General features: G+C 63.3%; 18 protein-coding genes and 1 tRNA gene. 9 read left to right on the plus strand and 10 right to left on the minus strand.

The window, feature by feature from the left end:
* Positions 1-121: 121 nt before the first annotated feature.
* The 3 genes from ABIC09_RS34420 to ABIC09_RS34430 all read left to right on the plus strand — a co-directional run bounded on the left by ABIC09_RS34420 (position 122) and on the right by ABIC09_RS34430 (position 3,157).
* Positions 122-1,192 (plus strand): AraC family transcriptional regulator, encoded by a 1,071-nt coding sequence (locus ABIC09_RS34420; protein WP_354112030.1) that lies wholly within the window; start codon positions 122-124, stop codon positions 1,190-1,192.
* 127 nt (positions 1,193-1,319) lie between these two features.
* Positions 1,320-2,222, plus strand: a complete 903-nt coding sequence (locus ABIC09_RS34425; protein ID WP_354112031.1) for a sterol desaturase family protein — start codon at positions 1,320-1,322, stop codon at positions 2,220-2,222.
* Positions 2,223-2,482: 260 nt separating this feature from the next.
* Positions 2,483-3,157 (plus strand): GAD-like domain-containing protein, encoded by a 675-nt coding sequence (locus ABIC09_RS34430; RefSeq protein ID WP_354112032.1) that lies wholly within the window; start codon positions 2,483-2,485, stop codon positions 3,155-3,157.
* Between the two features lie 217 nt (positions 3,158-3,374).
* On the opposite strand, the gene ABIC09_RS34435 is transcribed toward ABIC09_RS34430, so the two are convergent.
* Positions 3,375-4,355 carry a Bug family tripartite tricarboxylate transporter substrate binding protein gene (locus ABIC09_RS34435; protein WP_354112033.1) on the minus strand — a complete coding sequence of 327 codons (981 nt, stop codon included), beginning with the start codon at positions 4,353-4,355 and terminating at the stop codon, positions 3,375-3,377.
* A 142-nt stretch (positions 4,356-4,497) separates the two neighbouring features.
* Here ABIC09_RS34435 and ABIC09_RS34440 point away from each other — a divergent pair, with 142 nt between their 5' ends.
* The 3 genes from ABIC09_RS34440 (at position 4,498) to ABIC09_RS34450 (ending at position 6,524) form a co-directional block, all read left to right on the plus strand.
* Positions 4,498-5,427 (plus strand): LysR family transcriptional regulator, encoded by a 930-nt coding sequence (locus ABIC09_RS34440; RefSeq protein ID WP_354112034.1) that lies wholly within the window; start codon positions 4,498-4,500, stop codon positions 5,425-5,427.
* 454 nt (positions 5,428-5,881) lie between these two features.
* A complete protein-coding gene (locus ABIC09_RS34445) occupies positions 5,882-6,157 on the plus strand; it encodes a type II toxin-antitoxin system ParD family antitoxin (RefSeq protein ID WP_354112035.1) in 276 nt (91 codons plus the stop codon).
* A gap of 7 nt (positions 6,158-6,164) precedes the next feature.
* Complete coding sequence (locus ABIC09_RS34450; RefSeq protein ID WP_354112036.1) at positions 6,165-6,524, plus strand: type II toxin-antitoxin system RelE/ParE family toxin; 360 nt, start codon at positions 6,165-6,167, stop codon at positions 6,522-6,524.
* A gap of 280 nt (positions 6,525-6,804) precedes the next feature.
* On the opposite strand, the gene ABIC09_RS34455 is transcribed toward ABIC09_RS34450, so the two are convergent.
* The gene (locus tag ABIC09_RS34455) at positions 6,805-7,848 is read right to left on the minus strand and encodes a methyltransferase (protein WP_354112037.1); all 1,044 of its coding nucleotides are present in this window, start codon (positions 7,846-7,848) and stop codon (positions 6,805-6,807) included.
* A gap of 201 nt (positions 7,849-8,049) precedes the next feature.
* Here ABIC09_RS34455 and ABIC09_RS34460 point away from each other — a divergent pair, with 201 nt between their 5' ends.
* The 3 genes from ABIC09_RS34460 to ABIC09_RS34470 all read left to right on the plus strand — a co-directional run bounded on the left by ABIC09_RS34460 (position 8,050) and on the right by ABIC09_RS34470 (position 12,014).
* Entirely contained in the window at positions 8,050-9,534 is a 1,485-nt protein-coding gene (locus ABIC09_RS34460; RefSeq protein WP_354112038.1) for a winged helix-turn-helix domain-containing tetratricopeptide repeat protein, read from the plus strand.
* A 627-nt stretch (positions 9,535-10,161) separates the two neighbouring features.
* Positions 10,162-10,365 (plus strand): hypothetical protein, encoded by a 204-nt coding sequence (locus ABIC09_RS34465; RefSeq protein ID WP_354112039.1) that lies wholly within the window; start codon positions 10,162-10,164, stop codon positions 10,363-10,365.
* 14 nt (positions 10,366-10,379) lie between these two features.
* Entirely contained in the window at positions 10,380-12,014 is a 1,635-nt protein-coding gene (locus ABIC09_RS34470) for a recombinase family protein (protein ID WP_354112040.1), read from the plus strand.
* On the opposite strand, the gene ABIC09_RS34475 is transcribed toward ABIC09_RS34470, so the two are convergent.
* The 8 genes from ABIC09_RS34475 to ABIC09_RS34510 form a co-directional block, all read right to left on the minus strand.
* Positions 11,985-12,061: transfer RNA gene (locus tag ABIC09_RS34475), tRNA-Arg, on the minus strand. The two genes, ABIC09_RS34470 and ABIC09_RS34475, sit on opposite strands and share 30 nt — an antisense overlap.
* Positions 12,062-12,346: 285 nt before the next feature.
* Positions 12,347-13,402 (minus strand): sensor domain-containing diguanylate cyclase, encoded by a 1,056-nt coding sequence (locus ABIC09_RS34480; RefSeq protein ID WP_354112041.1) that lies wholly within the window; start codon positions 13,400-13,402, stop codon positions 12,347-12,349.
* A gap of 1 nt (position 13,403) precedes the next feature.
* Positions 13,404-16,493, minus strand: coding sequence for a bifunctional diguanylate cyclase/phosphodiesterase (locus ABIC09_RS34485; RefSeq protein WP_502916371.1), 3,090 nt, complete (start codon positions 16,491-16,493; stop codon positions 13,404-13,406).
* A gap of 205 nt (positions 16,494-16,698) precedes the next feature.
* Positions 16,699-17,784, minus strand: coding sequence for a branched-chain amino acid ABC transporter permease (locus ABIC09_RS34490; protein WP_354112042.1), 1,086 nt, complete (start codon positions 17,782-17,784; stop codon positions 16,699-16,701).
* Positions 17,781-18,791: a branched-chain amino acid ABC transporter permease gene (locus ABIC09_RS34495; RefSeq protein WP_354112043.1), complete on the minus strand. Its 1,011-nt coding sequence runs from the start codon at positions 18,789-18,791 to the stop codon at positions 17,781-17,783. The genes ABIC09_RS34490 and ABIC09_RS34495 overlap by 4 nt, the downstream gene beginning before the upstream one ends.
* The gene (locus ABIC09_RS34500; protein WP_354112044.1) at positions 18,788-19,510 is read right to left on the minus strand and encodes an ABC transporter ATP-binding protein; all 723 of its coding nucleotides are present in this window, start codon (positions 19,508-19,510) and stop codon (positions 18,788-18,790) included. Before ABIC09_RS34500 ends, ABIC09_RS34495 begins: the two co-directional genes overlap by 4 nt.
* Positions 19,507-20,283 carry an ABC transporter ATP-binding protein gene (locus tag ABIC09_RS34505; RefSeq protein ID WP_354112045.1) on the minus strand — a complete coding sequence of 259 codons (777 nt, stop codon included), beginning with the start codon at positions 20,281-20,283 and terminating at the stop codon, positions 19,507-19,509. Before ABIC09_RS34505 ends, ABIC09_RS34500 begins: the two co-directional genes overlap by 4 nt.
* 178 nt (positions 20,284-20,461) lie before the next feature.
* A complete protein-coding gene (locus ABIC09_RS34510; protein ID WP_354085153.1) occupies positions 20,462-21,646 on the minus strand; it encodes a substrate-binding domain-containing protein in 1,185 nt (394 codons plus the stop codon).
* Between the last annotated feature and the right edge of the window lie 106 nt (positions 21,647-21,752).

A 21,752-nucleotide genomic window follows, 5' to 3' on the forward strand; every position in this document is an offset into this window, starting at 1 on the left:
GCCGGTTGCTCAATGTTTCCGTTGAACGATTGGAAATATTTGGAAACAAAATAGGTGAGTTTGATACGATACTCTTCCTGTCCTTTTCCCAAAGACGCTCTCATTCGGACCGCTGAATCGCATGTCGACCCTGGAAGCCGCATTGCGAGGAGGAGCGGTCGTCATTCTTCTTTTTCGCGTGGCGATTGCCGCGCGCGATGCACGGCGCAATCCCGTCAGCCGCTATTCCGCACTGCTGAATTTGAGCATCGCGGCCTATGTCGTCGAATCGGCATCCGGCTTCGGTGCGCTGGCTCTGCTTCTGCGCATTCCGGTGCATCTCGTCAGCGGCGGCATGCCGGCCGCATTCTGGATTGCAGTGAGCGCCATCTTCGTCGATGAATTTCGCCTGCGCTGGTACCATTCGCTCGGCGCGCTCGCATTGATGGGCCTCGCATGGATCGACATGTCCAGGCATCCGATGTCCGTCGATGTAGCGCGCACCGCTCTGTCCGTGTCGCTTCTGCTGCTGGGCATCTGGCATGTGCTGTCGGGGCGCGCGGCCGACCTGGTGGAGAAGCGGCGACGGCTGCGCGTCTGGTATGCCGTCGTCACCGTGCTCTATGCCCTGTTCATTATTGCATCGGACTGGCTCTGGCCCGGTGGCCTGTCCGTGTCATCGCTCAGTCTCGCCAACGCGGCCGGCTTGACGGCGGTGATATTCCTGTTCGCCGTGCTGGGCACGCTGGCCTCGACTGAACCACCGCTGGTGCCCGCGCCTGCGCTGGCGAGCCAGCCGACCGTGATTTCGCGTGATCCACCGGCAGCAGTGCCGGCAACCGAACCCGATGCAGCCGAACTCGCGGCGCTGCGCCGCCTGCTCGACCACGACAAGGTCTTTCGTGAGCCGGACCTGAGCATCGCAACATTGTCACAAAAACTCGAGATTCCGGAATACCGGCTACGCCATCTGATCAACCGGCAGCTCGGCCATCGCAATTTCAGCGCCTTCGTCAACGGCTATCGTCTGGCTGAGGTCGAGGCCGCGCTGAGCGATCCCACGCAAGCCGCAGTGCCGATCCTGACCATTGCGCTCGACGCCGGCTTCGGCTCGATCGGGCCCTTCAATCGCGCCTTCAAGGCGCATACCGGCCTGACGCCGTCCGAGTATCGGCGGGCTCGTGCCGGCGGTGTGGCAGGGGCCGAAGTCTAGCCGTTTCCTGATTTGACGGGCCCTTTGCAGGAATCGGCCAGTCTTCGTTCAGGAATCGGCGCGCCGCCGCACTGCCCCCGTGCAACTCATGCCCTGCAGGCGAGACGCCTGCGGATGCGAGGTTGCCATGAAGCCATTGATTTCCGTTCTGCAGTTTTCCCTTCCCGCCGTGATCGTGATCGCGACGCTGGAGGGGCTCGTCCTGGCCCTGGTGATGCGCCGTGACTACAATTGGCGTGCCTATTGCGCCTCGCTGGTCGATGCGCTCGGCCGGCAATATCTCGTCTACACGCTGCTGCCGCTCAGCATCGCGCAGCCGCTGGTCGATCTGGCCTGGAGCCACCGGCTGTTCACCATCCCGCTCAACAGCGTGCTGTCGGTGGTCGTGCTCGTGATCGCCCAGGATTTCAGCTACTACTGGTTCCATCGCGCCAGCCACCGGGTTCGCTGGTTCTGGGCGACGCATGCGATCCACCATTCCTCGAACGAGTTCAATCTCGCGGCGTCCTACCGCTTCGGCTGGACCGGGAGGCTGACCGGTGCCGCAATCTTCTACGTGCCGATGATCTGGCTCGGCTTCGCACAGGGACCGGTGTTCATCGCAGCCGGCATCAATCTGCTCTACCAGTTCTGGCTGCACGCGGAGTGGATCCCGAAACTCGGCTGGCTGGAATATGTGCTCAACACGCCCTCGCATCATCGCGTGCACCATGCTTGCAACGCGGAGTATCTCGATCGCAACTACGGCGGCATCTTCATCGTGTTCGACCGGATGTTCGGCACCTTCGTCGCCGAACGCGACGACCTGCCGTGCAATTACGGCCTGGTGAAGCCGCTGCGCTCCAACAATCCGGTCGTCATCGCGTTTCACGAATGGGCGGCGCTCGGGCGCGATCTCTGGCGATCGCCGACCTGGCGGGGCCGGTTCGCCTGCCTGATCGGCCCGCCGGGCGATGGGCCGGCGATGTCGGTGGTCACGACGCCGACGGCGCGCGATGCCGGTGAAAAGGTCAGTGCTGCGGTGGGATGAAATGGCGAGAGCGCAGGTCGCCTCGAGGTTCTGGCCGGAATAAAAGCGCTGTCTCGAGGTTTTGATTGAATTGGCGTCGACCAGGACATCACGAGATGACTTTTGGGGGCCTAGCTGGCGAGGTCGAATTTAGGAGGCATTCTGCCTCGCGGCGAGCGGTGCTTGGCTGGGCGACATCCGCCGCTTTGCTGATAACCCCGCGGTTCGCGTTGGCTCAGGATCCGCCGAATTCTCCAGGGCAGGTGGACATGCTGGCGTCCATGATCCAGAAGCTCGGAGAACCGAAGCACGCCAGCAGGATCAGCTCCGAGGAGGCCGCCCGCTATGTGGATCGCGCGCCCCGGGCCTTGATCCGCTTCTGGCTTGAGCATGGGCGTGGCGCATATTTCGATGGATTGTACTGGCTCTGCGATCCCGAGCCGTTCGATTCCGTGCTTGAGCTCATCTTCAACGGTGATGAAGAATTCAGCCCGTCCGACATGACGGTGGTCGCTTATACCGCATTCGGTGATCTGAAAGTGTGGCACCGGCGTCGGCGCCAGATGAATGTTTCCCTCCTTGAGTCCGCAGTCTTCAATCCGCCGGCGAGCGCGTGGCACGACCGACGCACGGGACAGCCGTTCTCCGAGGACTTCAGTGTGTCCAGCCTTGCGAGCACCGGGCGATGGGCCTTTGGACCGGAGGATCATGAATTCTTTGCCGCCGCCGTCGCGCGGCACGGAATGCTCGAACCGGGCGAGGTTTATGGCTTCTTTCCTGCGCTGCAATTGGGTGGGGCCTACAAGGTCGAGAATCTAAAGCGCGTGAGAGCTGCCGAACATTTCCAGATCCTGGCACAACTCGATCGTTTCAAACTGACGCGTCTGACGCCACCGGATCCGCCGACCTATCCTTACGGCCACGTGGAATTCGTGCGCTACATCGGGCAACATTGATGCAGCACAAAGTGCGGCCGATCAGCTCGAAAAGTCGGGTCTCACAGAGGACACTGACGTTGATCGCGCCCTTGTCGATATGCTCGATCACAGCAGAGGTATCGCTCGATGTACCCTCGAAATGATCAATGCGACGAAACGTTCCGGTCAATTCCAAAAAGTCGGGCGCAGCGGTCGCTGCGCTTGGGCCAATGGCAAACGCCGCAACCCAGGCTTCTCAATTAGCCTTGATCCCCGCCTCTCGAATGACCTTTGCCCATTTGGCGCCCTCGGTCCTGAACAGGGCAGCAGCCTCATTAGGCGTATTTCCGACTGCCTCGAAGCCTAGCGTCGTCAATTTCTCCATGACGTCCGGCAGCGCGATGATCTTGACGATCTCGCGATGGAGCATCGTGGTAATCTCCATCGGTGTCCCGGCAGGAACGATGAACGCGAACCATCCCTCGCCCTCTACTGCGGGATAGCCGGCTTCCGCCATGCTGGGCACCTCCGGCAGTGCCTGCGACCGCGCCTTGCTCGTCACAGCCAGGGCGTGCAGCTTGCCCTCCTTGATCTGCGGCACCGCCGGTGGCAACGAGGTAAAGGCAATGGGCGTGTGCCCGGCGAGCGTTGCGCCGACCGCCAAGCCCGCGCTGTTGAAGGGCACATGCACAAGGTCGAGGCCGAGCAACAGGCGGAAGTGCTCGCCGACGAGATGTGGCGGGGTCCCGGTCCCCGGAGAAGCGAAGCTGTATTTGGCGGGACCGGATTTGATCAATGCAACAAGATCTTTGACAGTCTGGACTGCTAATGACGGATGGACCGTGAGCACCGTGGGCGAGGTGACAGCAATCGTTACCGGGTCGAAGTCCTTGTAAGGATCGTAGGGTACCGTGTCGTACATGGCCGGGTTGACGACAATATTTGGCGGTACCACAAGGACCGTATAGCCGTCGGGTGCCGCTCTCGCTCCCTGACCCAAGCCGATGTTGCCACCGGCACCGCCGATGTTCTCGACGTAGAACTGTTTTCCGAGACGTTCGGACAATTTTGCCGCCGTGAGGCGCGCCAGTATGTCGGTCGGACCGGCGGCTGCGTAAGGAACGATCACACGCACCGGCCGCGTCGGATATGTTTGCGCCGACGCAGCGGTCGATAGAATAGGCGCGAAGGCCGCACCCGCAGTTAGCTGTAGAAATTGCCGGCGCAGAAATTTCATGGCGGTCTTTCGAGTTGTCGAGAAACGCCACCGCGGGACACCCGGGGCGTCAATGCTCCCCAAAGCAGAGATTGATACCACCACCCAGAAAGACGGGGTATAATATGAAGGTAACGAAATTCATATTGAACTGGATATGGCAATGGAGCTTAGGCATCTCCGGTATTTCATCGCCGTCGCGGAAGAAGGACATATCACGCGGGCTGCCGAGCGCCTCGGCATGCAGCAGCCGCCGCTCAGCCAACGGATCAAGGCAATTGAGCGCGAACTTGACGTTCAGCTCTTTCGCCGCAAGGCGCGCGGTGTCGAACTGACCGAAGCTGGCCGCGTCTTCCTTGACCATGCGCGCGCGATGCTCACGCAGAACGAGCGAGCAATCGAATCAACGCGGCGCTCGGCGCGAGGCGAGCAGGGTCGGCTTTGCGTGGGCGTCACGCCCACCGGTCCATTTCATCCATTCGTGCCGCGTATCATCCGCGCGTTCCGGGAGGCCTTCCCGCTGGTGAGCCTGACACTGGAGGAGTGCCTCAGCCCGGAGCTCCTCAAACGCCTCCGAAACGAGCAGATGGACGCAGCCTTTCTACGAACGCCCATGGCCGAACCGGAGGACCTTGTCGTCGACGCCTTGCTTGAGGAACCAATGGTCATGGCCTTGCCCAGTGCTCATGCGCTGGCTCAGTACGCCGGCGATGACGCGGTGTCATTGAAAGATCTCGCCGGTGAAACCTTCATCGTCTATGCGCGCCAGCATGGACCGGGACTGTATGACGCAACGACCGCGGCGTGCCTCAAGGCAGGCTTCAGTCCACGGCTCGGCCAGGAAGCGCCGCGCATCACATCTGCGCTGAGCCTCGTTGCAGCCGGCCTCGGGATTTGCGCCGTTCCGGCTTCCTTGGAGCGAATGATCATGGACGGTGTTGCGTATCGGCGCCTCAAGGGACCCAATCAACCGAAAGCCGTTCTGAACCTCGCATCGCGCCGCGGCGATCCTTCAGCCGTGGTTCGACACTTCCGGAGTTTGGTTAGGCGAGCCGCGAGAGATTTTCATACCGATTGGGTAAAAGCGGCGTGATCCAAATGGCTGCGGACTGATCGCTCTAGAAGTCCGATGGTTCAAGAAGTAAGCCCGATATTGCGTTGACCGCGTGCAGCCGAAATTCTCGCTCGGCGGCGCACGGTCACGGTCGACACGATCCACAAGCTGAGTGAGGCACGGAAAATTCGGCTGACGTCCTCGTTCGGCCCTACAGGGTCGATCACACGGCTTAGACACCGCCGCCGCGTTCCAAGAAAGCGCAGCGGAATCGGCAGCGCTCGGCATCGATAGCGTGTACCGAAATGGCGCACCACGGCCGATGAAGATGGGCACTACTGCTTCGCCGTGGCGCTATGAGGCCGGAGCCCGCAGTGCGAACCAAGCCGAAAAGCAGCGATGGACTGCGATTATTGCAGGCCCGTGCCAAATCGATCGAGTTGGCAAACTTTGCCATAAATGATAAAATCTCCCTGACACCGGGAGAACGGCAATGCCCACTCGCAATATCAGCCTGACCGACGAGCAGGACGCCTTCGTTGAAAAGGTCGTGAAGACGGGAGAGTACCAGAATGCGAGCGAAGCGGTGCGCGACGCACTCCGTGTGCTGCAGCAGCGGCGCCGCGAAGACGCATTGAAGCTGAAGGCTCTGCGCGTCCAGATCAAGGCCGGCCTCGATGCGCTCGACCGGGGAGATTTTGTCGAAGTGGATGACGCCGAGCTTGACGACTATCTGGAAAGCTTGACGGCCCCCTCGGGCGTCCGCTGATCTCCAGATGGCGCGCTTCCGTCTTTCATCGTTGGCGCGAAGTGATCTTGCGCAAATCCTCGCTGTCAGCGCGGAGCGATGGGGACCCGAAGGCAAGCGCCGGTATGCGACGCTCCTCTCGGCCGCGATGCGAAAAGTCGCGGCTCAACCGGACGGCGCTGCGACGCAAGACCGTGGCGAGTTGTCTCGCGGAGTTCGAAGTTTTCACCTCCGGCATGCACGTGCCGGCGGCGGTGAGGCGACAGTGAGACAGCCTGTCCACGTTCTATTCTACCGCGTCATTCGGCCGGGCCTCGTAGAGATCGTAAGGGTGCTTCACGAACGGATGGAGCCAAGCCGGCACCTGAGCGCGGAGCCCGACGAATGAGGCGCCGCGGAGCAAGGAGGGCGGAGATTGGCGGCAATATCGCAGTCCTGAAGTGGCGCACCACGGCAGACGAAGATGGGCACTACTCATTCGCCGTGGCGCTATGATGCCATAGCCGATTACGCGCTCCAACCGACTAACCTGCGATGGCCTGCGATCTTTCGCTCCGTCTCATGGGCCGCAGTCTTCCCGATTTCCGGTTGCCCGTCGAAAGCGACCCTTTAGATCAATCCCGGGAATGGCGTGATAGGCCGAGAGCGGCGAAAAACTCGGTCGCGTTTCACTTGATGCCAATCACCATCGAATCTGGGCCAACCAGCGGCTCGACGCGCGTTTCGACAAAGCCCGCCTCCTTGAGCCAACCGATGCAATCGGCTCCGGTGAAATCGAAGCCTTCGCGGGTTTCGATCAGCATGTTCAGGCTCATCAGGAGCCCGAACGCATTCTTCCTGCGCTCGTCATCGATGATCGGATCGTAGACGATGAGCGCGCCACCGTAAGGAAGCGCCTGGTAGGCGTTCCGGATCAGCATTCGCTTTTTCTCAAGGCTCCAGTCATGCAGGATGTGCCCCATGATCAGCACGTCGGCCGAGGGCATCGGGTCGGCGAAGAAGTCGCCTGCCTGGAACGAGAGCCGCGACGAGAGCCCGTGCTGCGCCGCGTAGGCCTCGAAATGCGGTTTCACCACTGGGAGATCGAATCCGATGCCCTTGAGATGGGTGCGCGCGCGGGTGAGTTCGACCGCAAGGCCGCCCTGTGCGGTACCGATATCGGCGAAAGTCTTGTGGTCGGCCCAGGGGAATTTGTCCACGATCGCGTGTGCAGCGCCAAGGCTCAGTCCCGTCATCGCCTTGAGGAAGTCGGCGAGGATCGCCGGGCTCCGGTAAATCTCATCGAATAGGTCGCGGCCCTGCTTTGCCTCGTTCTGCGGCTCGCCGGTCCGCAGCCCCTCAGTCAGCGAGCCCCAGAATGGATAGAGCCGCGCGTTTGCCATTTCGAGCATGCCGCCCACATAGGTCGGCTTGCGGCGATCGAGAAACACCGCGCCCGCCGGCGTATTGGAATAGAGCGCGTCGTGGCGCTCGAGTTGGCCGAGCGCGACCAGCGCATCGAGGAAATCGCGGACGCTGCGCGGATGCAACTTGAGCTGCGTGGTCAACGCCTCGGCGCTCATCGGCCCGTCGGCCAGCAATGTGAAGAGGCCGAGCTCTATTGCGCTCAACAGCGTTTTCGAACCCCAAAATGCAAAACCAAGCTGCATGATGGCATCCGGCGTCACCGCGGCGACGGGCGTGATAGTGTTCGGCTGGACCTGCTGGTTCATGGCTGCACCTTTGCGGATTCGGGTGAGAGCAAGCCTAGGCAATCCGGCAGAGGTCCGCATGGAGACGCTATTGATTTTTCATGCTCATTCCGTTGACATACCAATCGGAGCGGCAAGTTAGAGAGCGGCAGCGTGCGCCTTCACTTCGATCAGTGCGTCCTGGACACGGAGCGTCGGGAGCTCCGCCGTGGACTGGCTGCCGTGCCGGTGCAGCCTCAGGTCTTCGATCTGTTGGTCTATCTAATTGAGAACCGTGGTCGCGTCGTTAGCAAGGATGACCTCCTCAATGCCGTCTGGAACGGACGGATCGTGTCCGAATCGACGCTCATCAGCCGCATCAATGCGGCACGCCGCGCAATCGGCGACGACGGCGATCAGCAACGCCTGATCCGGACGGTCGCGCGCAAGGGTGTGCGGTTCGTCGGCGAGGTACGGGGGCAATTGGACAGCATTGCGTCATCGGACCTGGCGCGGGAGACGCCGATTGTCGGCCTCGCGCCGCCAGACAGGCCCTCGATTGCGGTCCTGCCTTTCGTCAACATGTCGAACGACCCCGGCCAGGATTTCTTCGCCGACGGAATCACCGAGGACATCACGGCGGCGCTCAGCCGCATCCATCAGTTCTTCGTGATCGCGCGCAACGCGACACAGCGATACAAGCAAGCGCCGCCGGATTTGCGTGAGATCGCCGCGACGCTCGGTGTGCGCTATGTGGTGGAAGGCAGCGTGCGCAACGCCGAAGGGCGCGTCAGAGTTTCGGCTCAACTCCTCGACGGCCTCACTGGGAACCATATCTGGACGGAGCGCTTCGACCGCAAGCTGGGCGATATATTCGCTGTCCAGGATGAGATCGCCTTAGGGATCGTTGGGCAGATCGAGCCCGAGCTCGGCCGCGCCGAGTATGAGCGGACCAAGGCGTCGCCACCGGAGAATCTTGGTGCCTGGGAGCTCTTCCATCGTGGAATGGCGCTGATTGCCAAGCGCACCCGGGAGGGCAACGTCGAAGCCCGCCAGTTGCTCGAAAGATCGTTGAGCCTCGACCCCAACTTCGCACCAGCCCATGCGGCGATCGCCTGGAGCCAGACAGAGGACCTGTTCTTTTGCTTTGCTGTTCACGATTCAAGGGAGATTTTCGACCGGGCACGCCGCGCCGTAGCCCTCGATGATCGCGACCCCCTGTCGCATCTTGCGCTCGCCTGGGCGCTGAGCTTCATGCGTCAGCCGGATTCCGCGATCGACGCGGTGAAACGGGCGCTCGCCCTTAGTCCAAGCTTTGCCCATGCCCATGCGATCCTGGGTCGGCTGCTGATTCACTCCGGCCGATGTCTTGAGGGCATCGCGGAGGCCGAACAGGCGATCCGTCTGAGCCCCTTCGCGCCAAGCGCACGGCAATATCTCGTCGTTCTTGCAGCCGGCCATTTCTACCTCGGTGAGTACGCCAAAGCCATCGAGTTCGCCCGTCAGGCTATCCAGACTTTTGATACTTGGGTGCCACGGATGCTCATTACGTCGTCGCTAGGTCATCTCGGCGATCGCGCCAACGCCGAGCAGGCGCGCGTCGAGCTGGAGAAGCACCACCCTCGATTTTCCATTGCTCAGGCGCGGCGTGACTACGTGGTGTTCGACGAACGATATCTCGATCGCCTGCTAACCGGTCTGCGCAGGGCCGGCGTACCGGAAAGCTGACGGGTACCGCCCGCCTTGGGGACATTAGCGTCGATATTGCCAAGTCCGCCTTCTCATCGCTATCGGCAATACCCGACATTTCCGACCGAGAGCCGCGTGCTTGTCATTAGGATTGATGGGTCGCAGATCTCGACCAATTGGGACGGCAAGATAAAAGCGACGGTGTCGCTCCGGGCCGTCGGGGGTCGTAAGTGTCTGTTTGCACATTGTTTTAAATGGCACTGTAGCGGCACCGTGCAAAACGCCCCAGTGCCGCTTCAACGGAAATGACGTTTGGAATCAATATCCCGAGCGCCACCCATCGCAGCGTAGCGGTTTGCCGCGCGTGCTCGGCATGATGTCCGGCCATGATCGCATGGGAGGCCGCTGCCGGACCAACGGTGCACCGTCAAGGCTCGCGCTTCGCGCGACCGGCTCCGCCGGCTTTCGGCCTTGACGGCGCTCCGATGGTCCGGCTCTTTGCTGCCATGCGATCATGGCTTGCTCTGCGCGATTGCGCTCAGGCGGCAGACGAAGCGCGAGGTCAGAGCACTGTAGCGTGATGTGGCGCGCACTTCGGCCGTTCAGTGGATAGACCAGGCTTGCCACAATAGCGCCATGGCTCGCTCTCAAGAATCGCAGCGGCGCGTGTCGACCAACGCGCAATGCGACGATCTCTACGACTATGCAGTGGCGCCTGCGCGTTCTGGCCGGCGACGAGCGAAGCGCACTCCGGTGACATGGACGGTGACCGATGACTGGCCGAAGGATGAGCCGGTGGCCGAAGCCGAGATTAGCGTGTTCGAAGCGTGGTTCGGCGATCTGTTCGACGAATTGTTTGGAGACTGCTGAAGGGGGATATCACCATGGCGGCGGCGGTTCGCGCGGCGCTGTACTTGCGGGTCTCGACAGGGCGGCAGGCCGACAACGATCTCTCCATCCCGGATCAGCGCCGCCAGGCGAAAGCCTACTGCGCATCGCGCGGCTGGGAGATCGTCGCCGAATACGTCGAGCCCGGCGCCTCGGCGACCGATGATCGGCGGCCGGAGTTCCAGCGCATGATCGACGCCGCGACGCCCAAGCCGCCGGCGTTCGATGTGATCCTGGTCCACAGCTTCAGCCGCTTCTTCCGCGACCAGTTCCAGCTTGAGTTTTATGTCCGCCGGCTGGCCAAGAACGGCGTGCGTCTTGTCTCAATCACGCAGGAGCTCGGCGACGATCCGATGAGCAACATGATCCGCCAGATCATGGCGCTGTTCGACGAATACCAGTCCAAGGAGAATGCCAAGCATACACTACGGGCGATGAAGGAGAACGCGCGGCAAGGCTTCTGTAATGGCGCGCTGCCGCCGATCGGCTACCGCATCGTGGAAGCGGCCGAGCAACGCGACCACCGCACCAAGAAGGCACTGGAGATCGATCCCATCCAGGCCGAGACCGTGCGGCTGATCTTCCGTCTGGCGCGCGAGGGAAACGGCTCATCCGGGTCGATGGGCGTCAAATCGATTGCCAAGCATCTGAACGAATCCGGCATCCGAACGCGCGATGGCGGACGCTGGGGCGTTGATACCGTGCACAAGGTACTGACGCGAACGACGTATATCGGCCGCCACCGCTTAAACACGAAACATTGGAAGACCCGCGAGCGCAAAGCGGAGGCTGAGGTGGTCGAAATGGCGGTGCCGCCGATCATCGAGGCGGCCGAGTACGAGGTCGTGCAGACGCTACTCAAGACGCGCAGCCCCGCAATGACAGCGCCGCGCATCGTCAGCGGACCGACACTCCTTACCGGCATCTGCTTTTGCGCTGCCTGCGGCGGGGCAATGACACTGAGAACCGGAAAGAGCGGCAGGTACAGGTATTACACTTGCTGCACCAAGGCGCGGCAGGGTGAGACCGGCTGCAAGGGCCGAACGATCCCGATGGAAAAGCTCGACAGCGTTGTCGCTGAGCACATCGAACAACGACTCTTGCACCCAAAACGTCTCGAACAAATCCTGGCGCGCGTGCTCGACCGCCGCAAGGAGCGCGCGAAGCGCCGAACGGCGCATATCGCCGAATTGCGCAAGCGTGCGGCCGAAGCAGAAGCCAAACTCAAGCGGCTCTACGACGCCATCGAAAACGGCATCGCCGACGTGTCCGATCCGATGCTCAAGGAGCGTGTGACGGAACTCAAAGCCGTCCGCGACCAGGCCCGCGCAGACGCAGAGCGGGCCGAGGGCGCGCTGGATCGGGCCGGGCCGAGCATTACACCGCGGGCGCTCAAAACCTTCGCCGGCCAGGCCCGCAGGCGCATGCGGAACGAGACCGGCGGCTACCGCCGCGATCACGTGCGCGTGCTGGCCCAGCGAGTGGAAGTGGACGCGAAGGAAGTTCGCATCATGGGATCGAAAAGCGTACTCCTGCGCACGCTCGTCGCCGCATCAAGCGCAAAAACGGCTGCGTTTGAAGTGCCCAGTTTTGTACCGAAATGGCGCACCCGACACGATTCGAACGTGTGACCTTTGCCTTCGGAGGGCAACGCTCTATCCAGCTGAGCTACGGGTGCAGCGAGGCCTCATGTAGCCGATTGGCGAGGGGCGGGCAACCGGTCCCTTGGATTGCGATGATGCCATCATGCCGGTGTTTTGCCCGACGCGTCAACGGATTTTCCGAAGTCCGGGGCCCGGATCGAGCGACGCGCATTCCAGGTAGTCTATCGGCGCGGGGGGAAATCCCCGATTTCGCTGCGTTCCAGCCGGGCTACCGTCGGATGGATTTTCGCTCATGCTAAGCCATTGATTCAACAGCCGCCGTCTACTGTGCATGGGGTTGTTTTCGCAGTCGTCGCGCTTCAGGCCGATTTGCGCGGGGCGAGGCCAGGAACCGGACCACTGACCGGCACATTGTCCCGGCCGAGGCCTGCGAATTCGGCCAGGATCCGCTCGGAGCAGACGACACGGTTGCGGCCGAGCCGCTTGGCGGCATAGAGCGCCTGGTCGGCCGCCCCCAGCAGCCGGTCGGGGGCGCCGTCGGCCTCGCCGGGGATGTGACTGGCGACGCCGACACTGAGGGTGACGTGGTTGCCGGCCCCATCGGCGCCATGGGCGATCCGCAACGCCATGACGGCGCCGCGGATCTCCTCGGCGATGGCGCAGGCATCGTCGCAACTCATGTCGGGCAGGATCAATGCGAATTCCTCGCCGCCATAGCGGCTGGCGAGGTCGAGCGGGCGCACCGCGTGGCGGCTGACGACCCGCGCGACCTCGCGCAGGCATTCGTCGCCGGACTGGTGGCCGTGCTCGTCGTTGAACAGCTTGAAATGATCGACGTCGACGAACAGCAGCGCCAACGGCTTCTGCGTCCGCTGCGCGCGTTCCCATTCGGTCATCAGCACCTGATCGAACGAGCGGCGGTTCGACAGCCCGGTCAGCCCATCCTTGGTGGCGAGCTCCTTTAGCGCCATCTCCGCGCGCTTCTGGTCGGTGAGGTCGCGCAGCGTCTCCACCACGGCGATCAGATTGCCGGCCTCGTCATGGATGGGACCGGCGTCGATTGCGAGGTAGAGCTGGCTGCCGAGCTTCGGCATCACGCACCAGTTCTCCGCGCTGAAGCCGAGTCCGTTGTGGCCGCGCGCGGCATATTCCGAATAGAACTCCGGCAGCTGTTCGGGCCGGTCGAGCGCGACCAGATCGGCGAGGCAGGGGCGCTTGGTCTCGTAGAAGGCCTGCCAGTGCTTCGTGGTGCCGATCACCTCGGAGGCGGCAACGCCGGTCAGCCGCTCGCACGCCCTGTTCCAGATCACGACACGGCGCTTCGGATCGATCACGAAGGTCGGCACCACCAGGTGCTGCATCAGCCGGACCGCGTAGGAATCCGCCACGTCGACGGTCTTGGGTGACTTCGCCATCTCAGGCCACCGCCGCCACGGGCATGGCGTCGCCCGGGCCGAACAGTTCGCGCACTTCGGCCGCCGGCTTCGGCCTGCTGAACAGATAGCCCTGCATCTCCGTGCAGCCGAGCGCGCGCAGCATCTCGCGCTGGGCCTCGGTCTCGACGCCTTCGGCGACCGTGGTCATGTTGCTGGCGGAGGCGATGTTCACCACTGCCTGCACGATCACGGGTGACCCGACGGCGTCGGCGATGTCGGCGACGAAGCAGCGGTCGATCTTGATCTTGTCGAACGGGAAGCGCTTCAGATAGCTCAGCGAGGAATAGCCGGTACCGAAATCGTCGAGCGCGATGCGCACGCCGATCGAGCGAAGCTGGTGCAGGATCGAGAGCGCTGCCTCGTCGTCGCGGATCAGCACGGCCTCGGTGATCTCGAGCTCGAGCCGCCGCGGCTCGAGCCCGGAGGCGGCGAGCGCCCCCGCGATCCGCAGCGCCAGCGTGTCGCATTTGAGCTGCACCGGCGAGACGTTGACCGCGACGCGCACATGGGCGGGCCAGGTCGCGGCCTCGTTGCAGGCCGTGCGCAGCACCCAGTCGCCGATCTCGTTGATCAGGCCGGTATCCTCGGCGATCGGAATGAATTCGGCCGGCGAGACCATGCCGCGCTCGGGATGGCGCCAGCGCAGCAGCGCCTCGCAGCCGGAAACCTCGCCCGAGTCCAGATTGACCAGCGGCTGGTAATGGATCTCGAAGCCACCGTCGATCAACGCCTGGCGCAGATCCTGCTCCAGGGTGAGGCGGGCCTTGGCGCTCGCATCCATCTCCGGCACAAAGAAGCGGTAGGTGCGCCGCCCTTCCGCCTTGGCGCCGTACATTGCGAGGTCGGCGTTCTTGATGAGCTGGTCGAGATCGGCGCCGTCCTGCGGCGCCAGCGCGATGCCGATGCTGGCGTCGGTGGAGAGCTGGTGGCCGAAGCAGTGATAGGGGCGGCGGATTGCTTCATGGATCCGCGTCACGAACGACAGCACGTCGGCGGACGATTCGATCCCGGTCTGGATCACGGCAAACTCGTCGCCGCCGAGCCGCGCGATCAGATCGCCCGGCTTGAGGCAGGCGCGGATGCGCCCGGCGATCGCCTTCAACAGCTCGTCGCCGACATGATGGCCGAGTGAATCGTTGATGCCTTTGAACTCGTCGACGTCGATATAGAGCAGCGCGAACTGTTCGCCGCCGGCGGCCTTCTCCAGCTCGCGCTCGATCTGCTCGCGGAATAGCGTGCGGTTCGGCAGGTCGGTCAGCGCGTCGTAATGCGCCATATGCGCGATCTTGTCATGGGCGCGCCGCCGCTCGGTGACATCCTCGACGACGTTGATGAGGTAGCGCGGCTCGCCGGAGGAGTCGCGGATGCCGATCCGGGTCGAGGTGATGTAGCGCAGACCCATGGTCTGGCTTGTCCAGGCATGTTCGTCCTTGGACAATCCCTCGGTCGTCTGCAGCGCCTTGCTGTCGTCCTCGGTGACGACCCTGGCGGTCTCATCCGGGTAGATGTCGAAGGGGGTCTTGCCGACGATGGCTTCGCGCGACTGGCCGAATTGCTCTGCGGCGGTGCGGTTGATCAGCAGATATTGCCGTGTCCGCGCGTCCTTCACCGTGATCTGCGACGGGATGTGATCGATAATCTCGCGGAGGAACGTGTAGTTGCGGTCGCGCTCCTGCTCCAGGTTGAGCCGCTCGGTGATCTCCTCGATCGTGGCGACCCATCCGCCCTGCGCCAGCGGTGTATTGATGACCTGGAAGGCGCGGCCGTTGGGCAATTGATGCGTTTTCGTGGCGACCTTGCCTTCGGCGACGTCCCTGATGACCTCGGCGCAAAACGCATCGACGTCGCCGCTGAACGCGTTGCGCTCCTTGCGATGGGACATCGCTTCGGTGATGTGACAGCCCGGCTTGATGATCTCGTGGGAGAGGCCGAACATGTCGGCATAGCGGCGATTGCAGGTGACGATGTATCCGGCGGCGTCGTAGAGGATAAGCCCCTGGGACATATTGTTGAGGGCGGTGTCGAGCCGTAGTCGCTCCGCCTCCAGCCGCTGCTGGGCCTCGCGGTTCTGCCGGTTGATCTGGCGGACGATCATGAAGAGGATCAGCGCGATCACGGCCGCCGAAAGCGTCGCGGTGGTGACCATGAAGCCGGTCTGCTGCCGCCAGTCGGCAAGCGCGGACGACATGGTATTGGTGGCCACGATGACCAGCGGGAAATGCGTCAGCGACGCAGCCGAACCGAGCTTCTCCTCGCCGTCGACCGGGCTCTTGACGCGAAGCGTGTGCTGACCGCTGCGGGTCAGCACCTTCTGCATCAGCGGCGCGCTCTTGTAGCTGGTCCCGATCATCGATTCGACATGCGGATAGCGCGCCAGCATCACGCCTTCGCGGTCGAACAGCGCGATGGCGGCGCCGTCGGCGAGCGCGACCGAGGCGAAATAACGTTGATAGCTGTCGGGATCGATCCGCCGGACCAGCGCGCCGACGAAAGTGCCGTCCGGCAGAGCGAGCCGGCGCGCCACGATCGTGGTCCATTTGCCGATCAGGAAGCTGCGCACCGATTCCAGCAGCACCGGCTCCGACATCGGATTCGATTTGAAGGTCTGGAAGTAGGCGCGCGAAGACACGTTGATCTTGGGGAGCGGCTGGGCTCGCGACCAGCTGATCAGCTCGCCGTCGGCATCATAGATCGCGATGTCGCCGAGATAGGAGACCGCGCCGATCTTGCCCCTGAGCATCCGGTGGGCCTCAGGCCCCGACATGCGCTCGCGGAACATTTGCGGCGATGTGATCTCCGGCAGGCGCATCTGCCCGATCACGTCGGCCGCGACGACGTCGGAATCTTCAAACTGCTGGTCGAAATGCCGTGCGATCAGCTGCACGGTGTTTTCCAGCTCGCGCTCGCGGTTGGTAAGCGTCTTCTCCCGAAACTCGCCGACGGCCATCGCGGTCACCGCGAAGATGCCGGCGACCAACAACGCGCCCGAGAGAGTCAGCCACAGCACGGGTCCGCGCCGCATGGCAGCGTCCCAGCCGCTCTTCGCGGCCAGAAACATCGCAGCTGCCATCTGTCGAAAAACCCGGCGCATCCCACTCCCCTGGGGGAAGAGAAATACTACGGACAGATGGCGCAATGCTTAGGAAAGCCGGTTACCCATGGCTTAAACCGGTTGCGGATTAATACGGATATCCACCGACACGGGAATCGCGTGACGTCGCGCCACGGTTGTAGGTGGCTCCCACAGCGCGCTGCGCTGTATCGTTAATCGAAGCTTAATGCGAGGCGTCCGCGCTCTTGTCGCCGCCGCCATTGCGCAGTCGCCCGACCACGCCGGTCGGGAAGAAATAGACGCTGGCAATGAACAGCAGACCGAGCCAGAGCAGCCAGCGATCCGGATGCAGCAGTCCCGGCAGCAGCGGCAGGCCGGCTTCGCTTGCCGCCTTGGAGGCGACACCCATCAGCGATTGCAGATAGTTCTGCGCGAGGATGAAGATGGTGGCGCCGATGATCGCGCCGTAGATCGTGCCCATGCCGCCGATCACCACCATCAAGAGAATGTCGAGCATGATGGAGAAGCTCAGCGAGGTGTCCGGCCCTGCATAGCGCAGCCACAGCCCGTTCAGGATGCCGGCGCTGGCGGCGACGAGCGCCGCAAGGCAGTTGGCATAAGTGAGATGGAACACGGTGCGGAAGCCGAGCGCCTCGGCGCGAAAACGGTTCTCGCGGATCGCCTGGAGCACGCGCCCGAACGGCGAGTTCACCACGCGCAGCAGCGCGAGGATCATCAGGGCCGAGACTGCGAACACCAGGTAGAAGGTCAGGATGCGGCCGTTGATCTCGAAGCCGAACAGGCTTTTGGAGACCAGCACCGTGCCGGGGCGGAGCAGCTCCGGCAGCTGGAAGCTGCGTCCGTCCTCGCCGCCGGTGAGCCAGGACAGCTGCGAGGCCAGCACCTGGAAGGCGGAGGCGACGGCGAGCGTGATCATGGCAAAGAAGATCGCGGCGACCCGCAGCGAGAACAGACCGATGGCGAGTGCGAGCAGCGCGGCGAGCGGCAGGCCGACGACGATGCCGGTGGCGACCGCGGCCCAGTTCGGGCCCATGCCATACAGCGCGATCGCGATCGCGTAACTGCCGATGCCATAGAACATCGTGTGCGCGAACGACACCGAGCCGGTATAGCCGAGCAGCAAATCGTAGGACGCCACCAGCGCGGCGAACACGCAGATCTTGGCTGCGACGTTCAGCGCTTTCGCACCGGGGAACAGGAACGGCGTTGCCGCCAGCGCCAGGATGATGACGAGGAGAACAAGCGTGAGCGCGCGGCTCCGCGGCGGATCGCCCGACAGGATCATCATCGGCTGGTCACCGCATAGAGGCCGCGCGGCCGCCACATCAGAATGGCAACCATCAGCAGGATGTTGGAGACGAGGGCGAGTTTAGGCACCAGGAAGCCGCCGTAATTGGCGACCATTGCCACCAGGATCGCGCCGATGAAGCAGCCGCCGATCGAGCCAAGTCCGCCGATGATGACGACGACGAAAATCAGGACGGTGAGCTCGTCGCTCATGGAGGCGTGGACCTGCTCGCGATAGAGCGCCCACATCACGCCGCCGAGGCCGGCCAGCGCCGAGCCCGTCATGAACACGCCGAGGAACAGCCGGCGGATGCGGTAACCGAGCGCCTCGACCATCTCGCGGTTCTCGACGCCGGCGCGGATCAGCAGGCCGAGCTTGGTGCGGTTGAGCACGAGCTGGATCGCGACGAAGACGGCAAGCCCGATCAGCATCGCCAGCACGCGATATTTGGCGATCGCGACGTCGCCGAGGATGAACGAGCCGCGCAGCGAAGTCGGCAGCGGCATCGGGATGATCTGCGGCCCCCATAGCGCGTAGAGCGTCTGCTCTGCGACGATGAGACCGCCGGTCGTCATCAGGATCTGCTTCAGATGCTGGCCGTACACAGGAAGGATCAGCACGCGCTCGACGACCAGGCCGAGCGTGCCTGAGACCGCCATCGACAGCAGCGCTGCGGGCGCCAGCACCGCGAGGTTGACCCACAGCGAGTCCGCCTGCACGGAGGCCGCAAACGGCGCGAACACCAGCGTAGCGACATAGGCGCCGACCGCGATGAAGGCGCCGTGGCCGAAATTCAGCACGTCCATCAGGCCGAACACCAGCGTCAACCCCGAGGCCATGATGAAGATCATCATGCCCATGGCAAGGCTCGCCGCGGTCAGCGTCAGCCAGGTCGAGGGCGAGCCGATCAGGGGGATCGCGACAAGCGCGAGCGCGATCGGCAGCAGGATCGGCGCGATATCGCGCTTCGGCTTCGGCAGCGGATCGGTTGCAGCGAGTTCAGTCACTGATGCGCCTCCAGGCTCAGGCCGAGCAGCCGCTCCTGCAGCGGCACGTCGGCGGCCAAGGCCGCCATCTCGCCGCGGTGGACGATGGCGCCGTTGTCCATCACCAGCACGGTGTCGCCGAGCTCGCGGGCGGCAAAGAAGTTCTGCTCGACGAGGAGAATGGTCGCGCCCTGGCGCTTGATCTCCTTCAGGCACTCGATCAGCGCCATGACGATGGCGGGCGCCAGCCCCTTGGTCGGCTCATCGATCAGCAGGAGCTTGCGGGGCTCGACGATCGCACGTGCGATCGACAGCATCTGCTTCTGCCCGCCCGAGAGGCTGCCGGCGCGCGACAACCAGAACCTTCGCAGCGCCGGGAAGAAGCCAAAGATCCACTCGAGCTGGGTGTCGTCCATCGGCCCGTCGCGGGCGGCGAGGACGAGATTCTCTTTCACGGTGAGGTCGGAGAACACCGCCATGCTCTCGGGCACATAGCCGACGCCGAGCCGGGCGATGTCGGGCGTGGCGCGGCTTTCGATACGCTCGCCGGCGAGGCTGATCTCGCCGCTGGAGGCCTGCCACAGACCCATGATGGTGCGCAGCGTGGTGGTCTTGCCGGCGCCGTTGCGGCCGAGCAGCATCGTGACCTCTCCCTGCGGCACGGCGAGGTCGATGCCCTGGAGAATGTGATAGCGGCCGATATGGGTGTGAACGCCGGAGAGCTTCAAGAGATCGGTCATGCCGCACCCTCGGTAGCTTTCCCGGGGGCGACGCCGAGATAGGCCTCCTGCACGATCGGCGAGGCGATCACCTCGGCTGGCGGGCCGTCGGCGACGAGCTGGCCGTTATGCAGCACGATGATGCGGTCGGCGAGCGAGCGCACCACGTCCATCTTGTGCTCGACCAGCAGGATGATCTTGCTCTTGTCCTGCTTGAGCTGTGCAATGAGGTTCAGCACGACCGGGACCTCGTCGATGCTCATGCCGGCGGTCGGCTCGTCGAACATGAACACCTTCGGCTCCAGCGCAATCATCAGCGCGACCTCGAGCTTGCGCTGGTCGCCATGCGACAGCGCGGTTGCGGTGACGCCGCGGCGATTGCCGAGCGCGACCTGGTCGAGGATGGCATCGGCGCGCGCGATCAAATCGCGGCGGACCATCCAGGGCCGCAGCATGTCGTAATGGGTGCCGCTGGCCGCCTGCACCGCGAGGCGGACGTTTTCTTCCACTGACAAGTTCGGGAATAGATTGGTGAGCTGGAATGCGCGTCCGAGACCCGCACGGGTCCGCAGAGGCGCGGAATGCTCTGTGATGTCGGAGCCGTCGAACAGGATGCTGCCGCTGGACGCACGCAGCTGGCCCGAGATCAGGTTGAAATAAGTGGTCTTGCCGGCGCCGTTCGGCCCCACGATGGCGGTGAGCTCGCCCGGGCGGAACGTGCAGGTGACGTCGTTGACTGCGACATGGCCGCCGAAGCGGATGGTGAGGTCGCGGGTCTCGAGGGTGAGCGTCATGGGAGCCCGGCGAATGATGAAATGAAAATATATCCGCGATCACGCTGCGCCCCCTCCCCCGCTTGCGGGGGAGGGTTGGGGAGAGGGTGTTTCCGCAGACGAGAACCCCCAAGAGAACCCCCAAGAGGAGAGAGCCCTCTCCCGGCCTCTCCCGCAAGCCGGAGAGGTGAAGAAGCACCTACCGCTTGTTCTTAACGGGAACGTCCATGTCCTCGATCTTCAGCTCGCGCACCGGCTCGAGCACGGCCCAGGCGAGGTTCGGATCGACCTTGACCTTGAAGTGATACATGCTCTGTAGCGCCTGATGGTCTTCCTTGCGGAACACCATCTTGCCTTTCGGCGTGTCGAACTCCAGGCCTTCCATCGCGGTGATCAGCTTCTCGGTGTCGGTCGACTTCGCCTTGGTGACGGCGGCGACGACGGACATCGCGGCTGCAAAGCCGCCCGCGGTGAAGAAGTCCGGCGGCGCGTTGAAACGCTTCTGGTGCTCGGCGACGAGCCAGTCGTTCACCGGGTTCTTCGGGATGTCGTAGTAGTAATAGGTCGCGCCTTCCATGCCCGGCATGCCCTTATAGGCCGCAAGCGCCGGCAGGATGTTGCCACCGGTCGAGAGCTCGATGCCGTAACGCTTCGGATCCATGTCCTGGAGTTTGGAGGGCGGATTGCCGGCGCCTGCCCAGATGATCCAGATGATCTTGCGGCCCGGCTTGTCCTTCAGCGCGTCGAACAGACGCTGCGCGATGGCGGTGAAGTCGGTCGTGTTGGCCGGTGCATATTCCTCGGTCGCGAGTGTCGCGCCGGTCTTGGCCAGCGCTGCCCTGAAGGCGGCGACGCCGTCGCGGCCGAAGGCGTTGTCCTGCGCCAGCGTGGCGACGGTGACGCCCTGCTTGCCGATCGCGACCGCGTTCGAGATCGCGTCTTGCGACGAATTGCGCCCCGTGCGGAAGATATAGCGATTCCACTTCTCGCCGGTAATCTGGTCCGCGACCGCCGGCTCGACGATCAAAATCTTCTTGTTCTCTTCGGCGACGGGGAGAATGGCGAGCGCGGCCGCCGACGAGGTCGTGCCGATCGCGATGTCTGCCTTGTCGTCCTGGTACGCTTCCGCGAGCGCGGCCTTGGACAGGTCGGGCTTGCCCTGGTCATCCTTGGTGATGATGACGATCTTGCGGCCGTCGATCATCATGGTGCCCTTGGTGGCGTATTCGAAGCCCATTTGCAGGCCGGTCTCGGTCTGCTTGGCATAGGCTTCCAGTGGGCCGGTCTTGCCGTAGATCAGCGCGACCTTGAGGTCGTCCGCGCGTGCGGAGGTGGCCGCGGCCAAGCCCATGATGGCTGCTGTAAGAATGAGCGATCGACGCACGGTGGTCCTCCCTGAATGAACTGCCTTGATCACAGCGATTTGCACACATGTGCAAACATTGCAATTCCACCTTCCGGCGGAGCCTGCGATGGGCTCGTGTGGCACA

The organism is Bradyrhizobium sp. S3.12.5, assembly GCF_040548225.1.
Taxonomy (GTDB): Bacteria; Pseudomonadota; Alphaproteobacteria; order Rhizobiales; family Xanthobacteraceae; genus Bradyrhizobium; species Bradyrhizobium cytisi.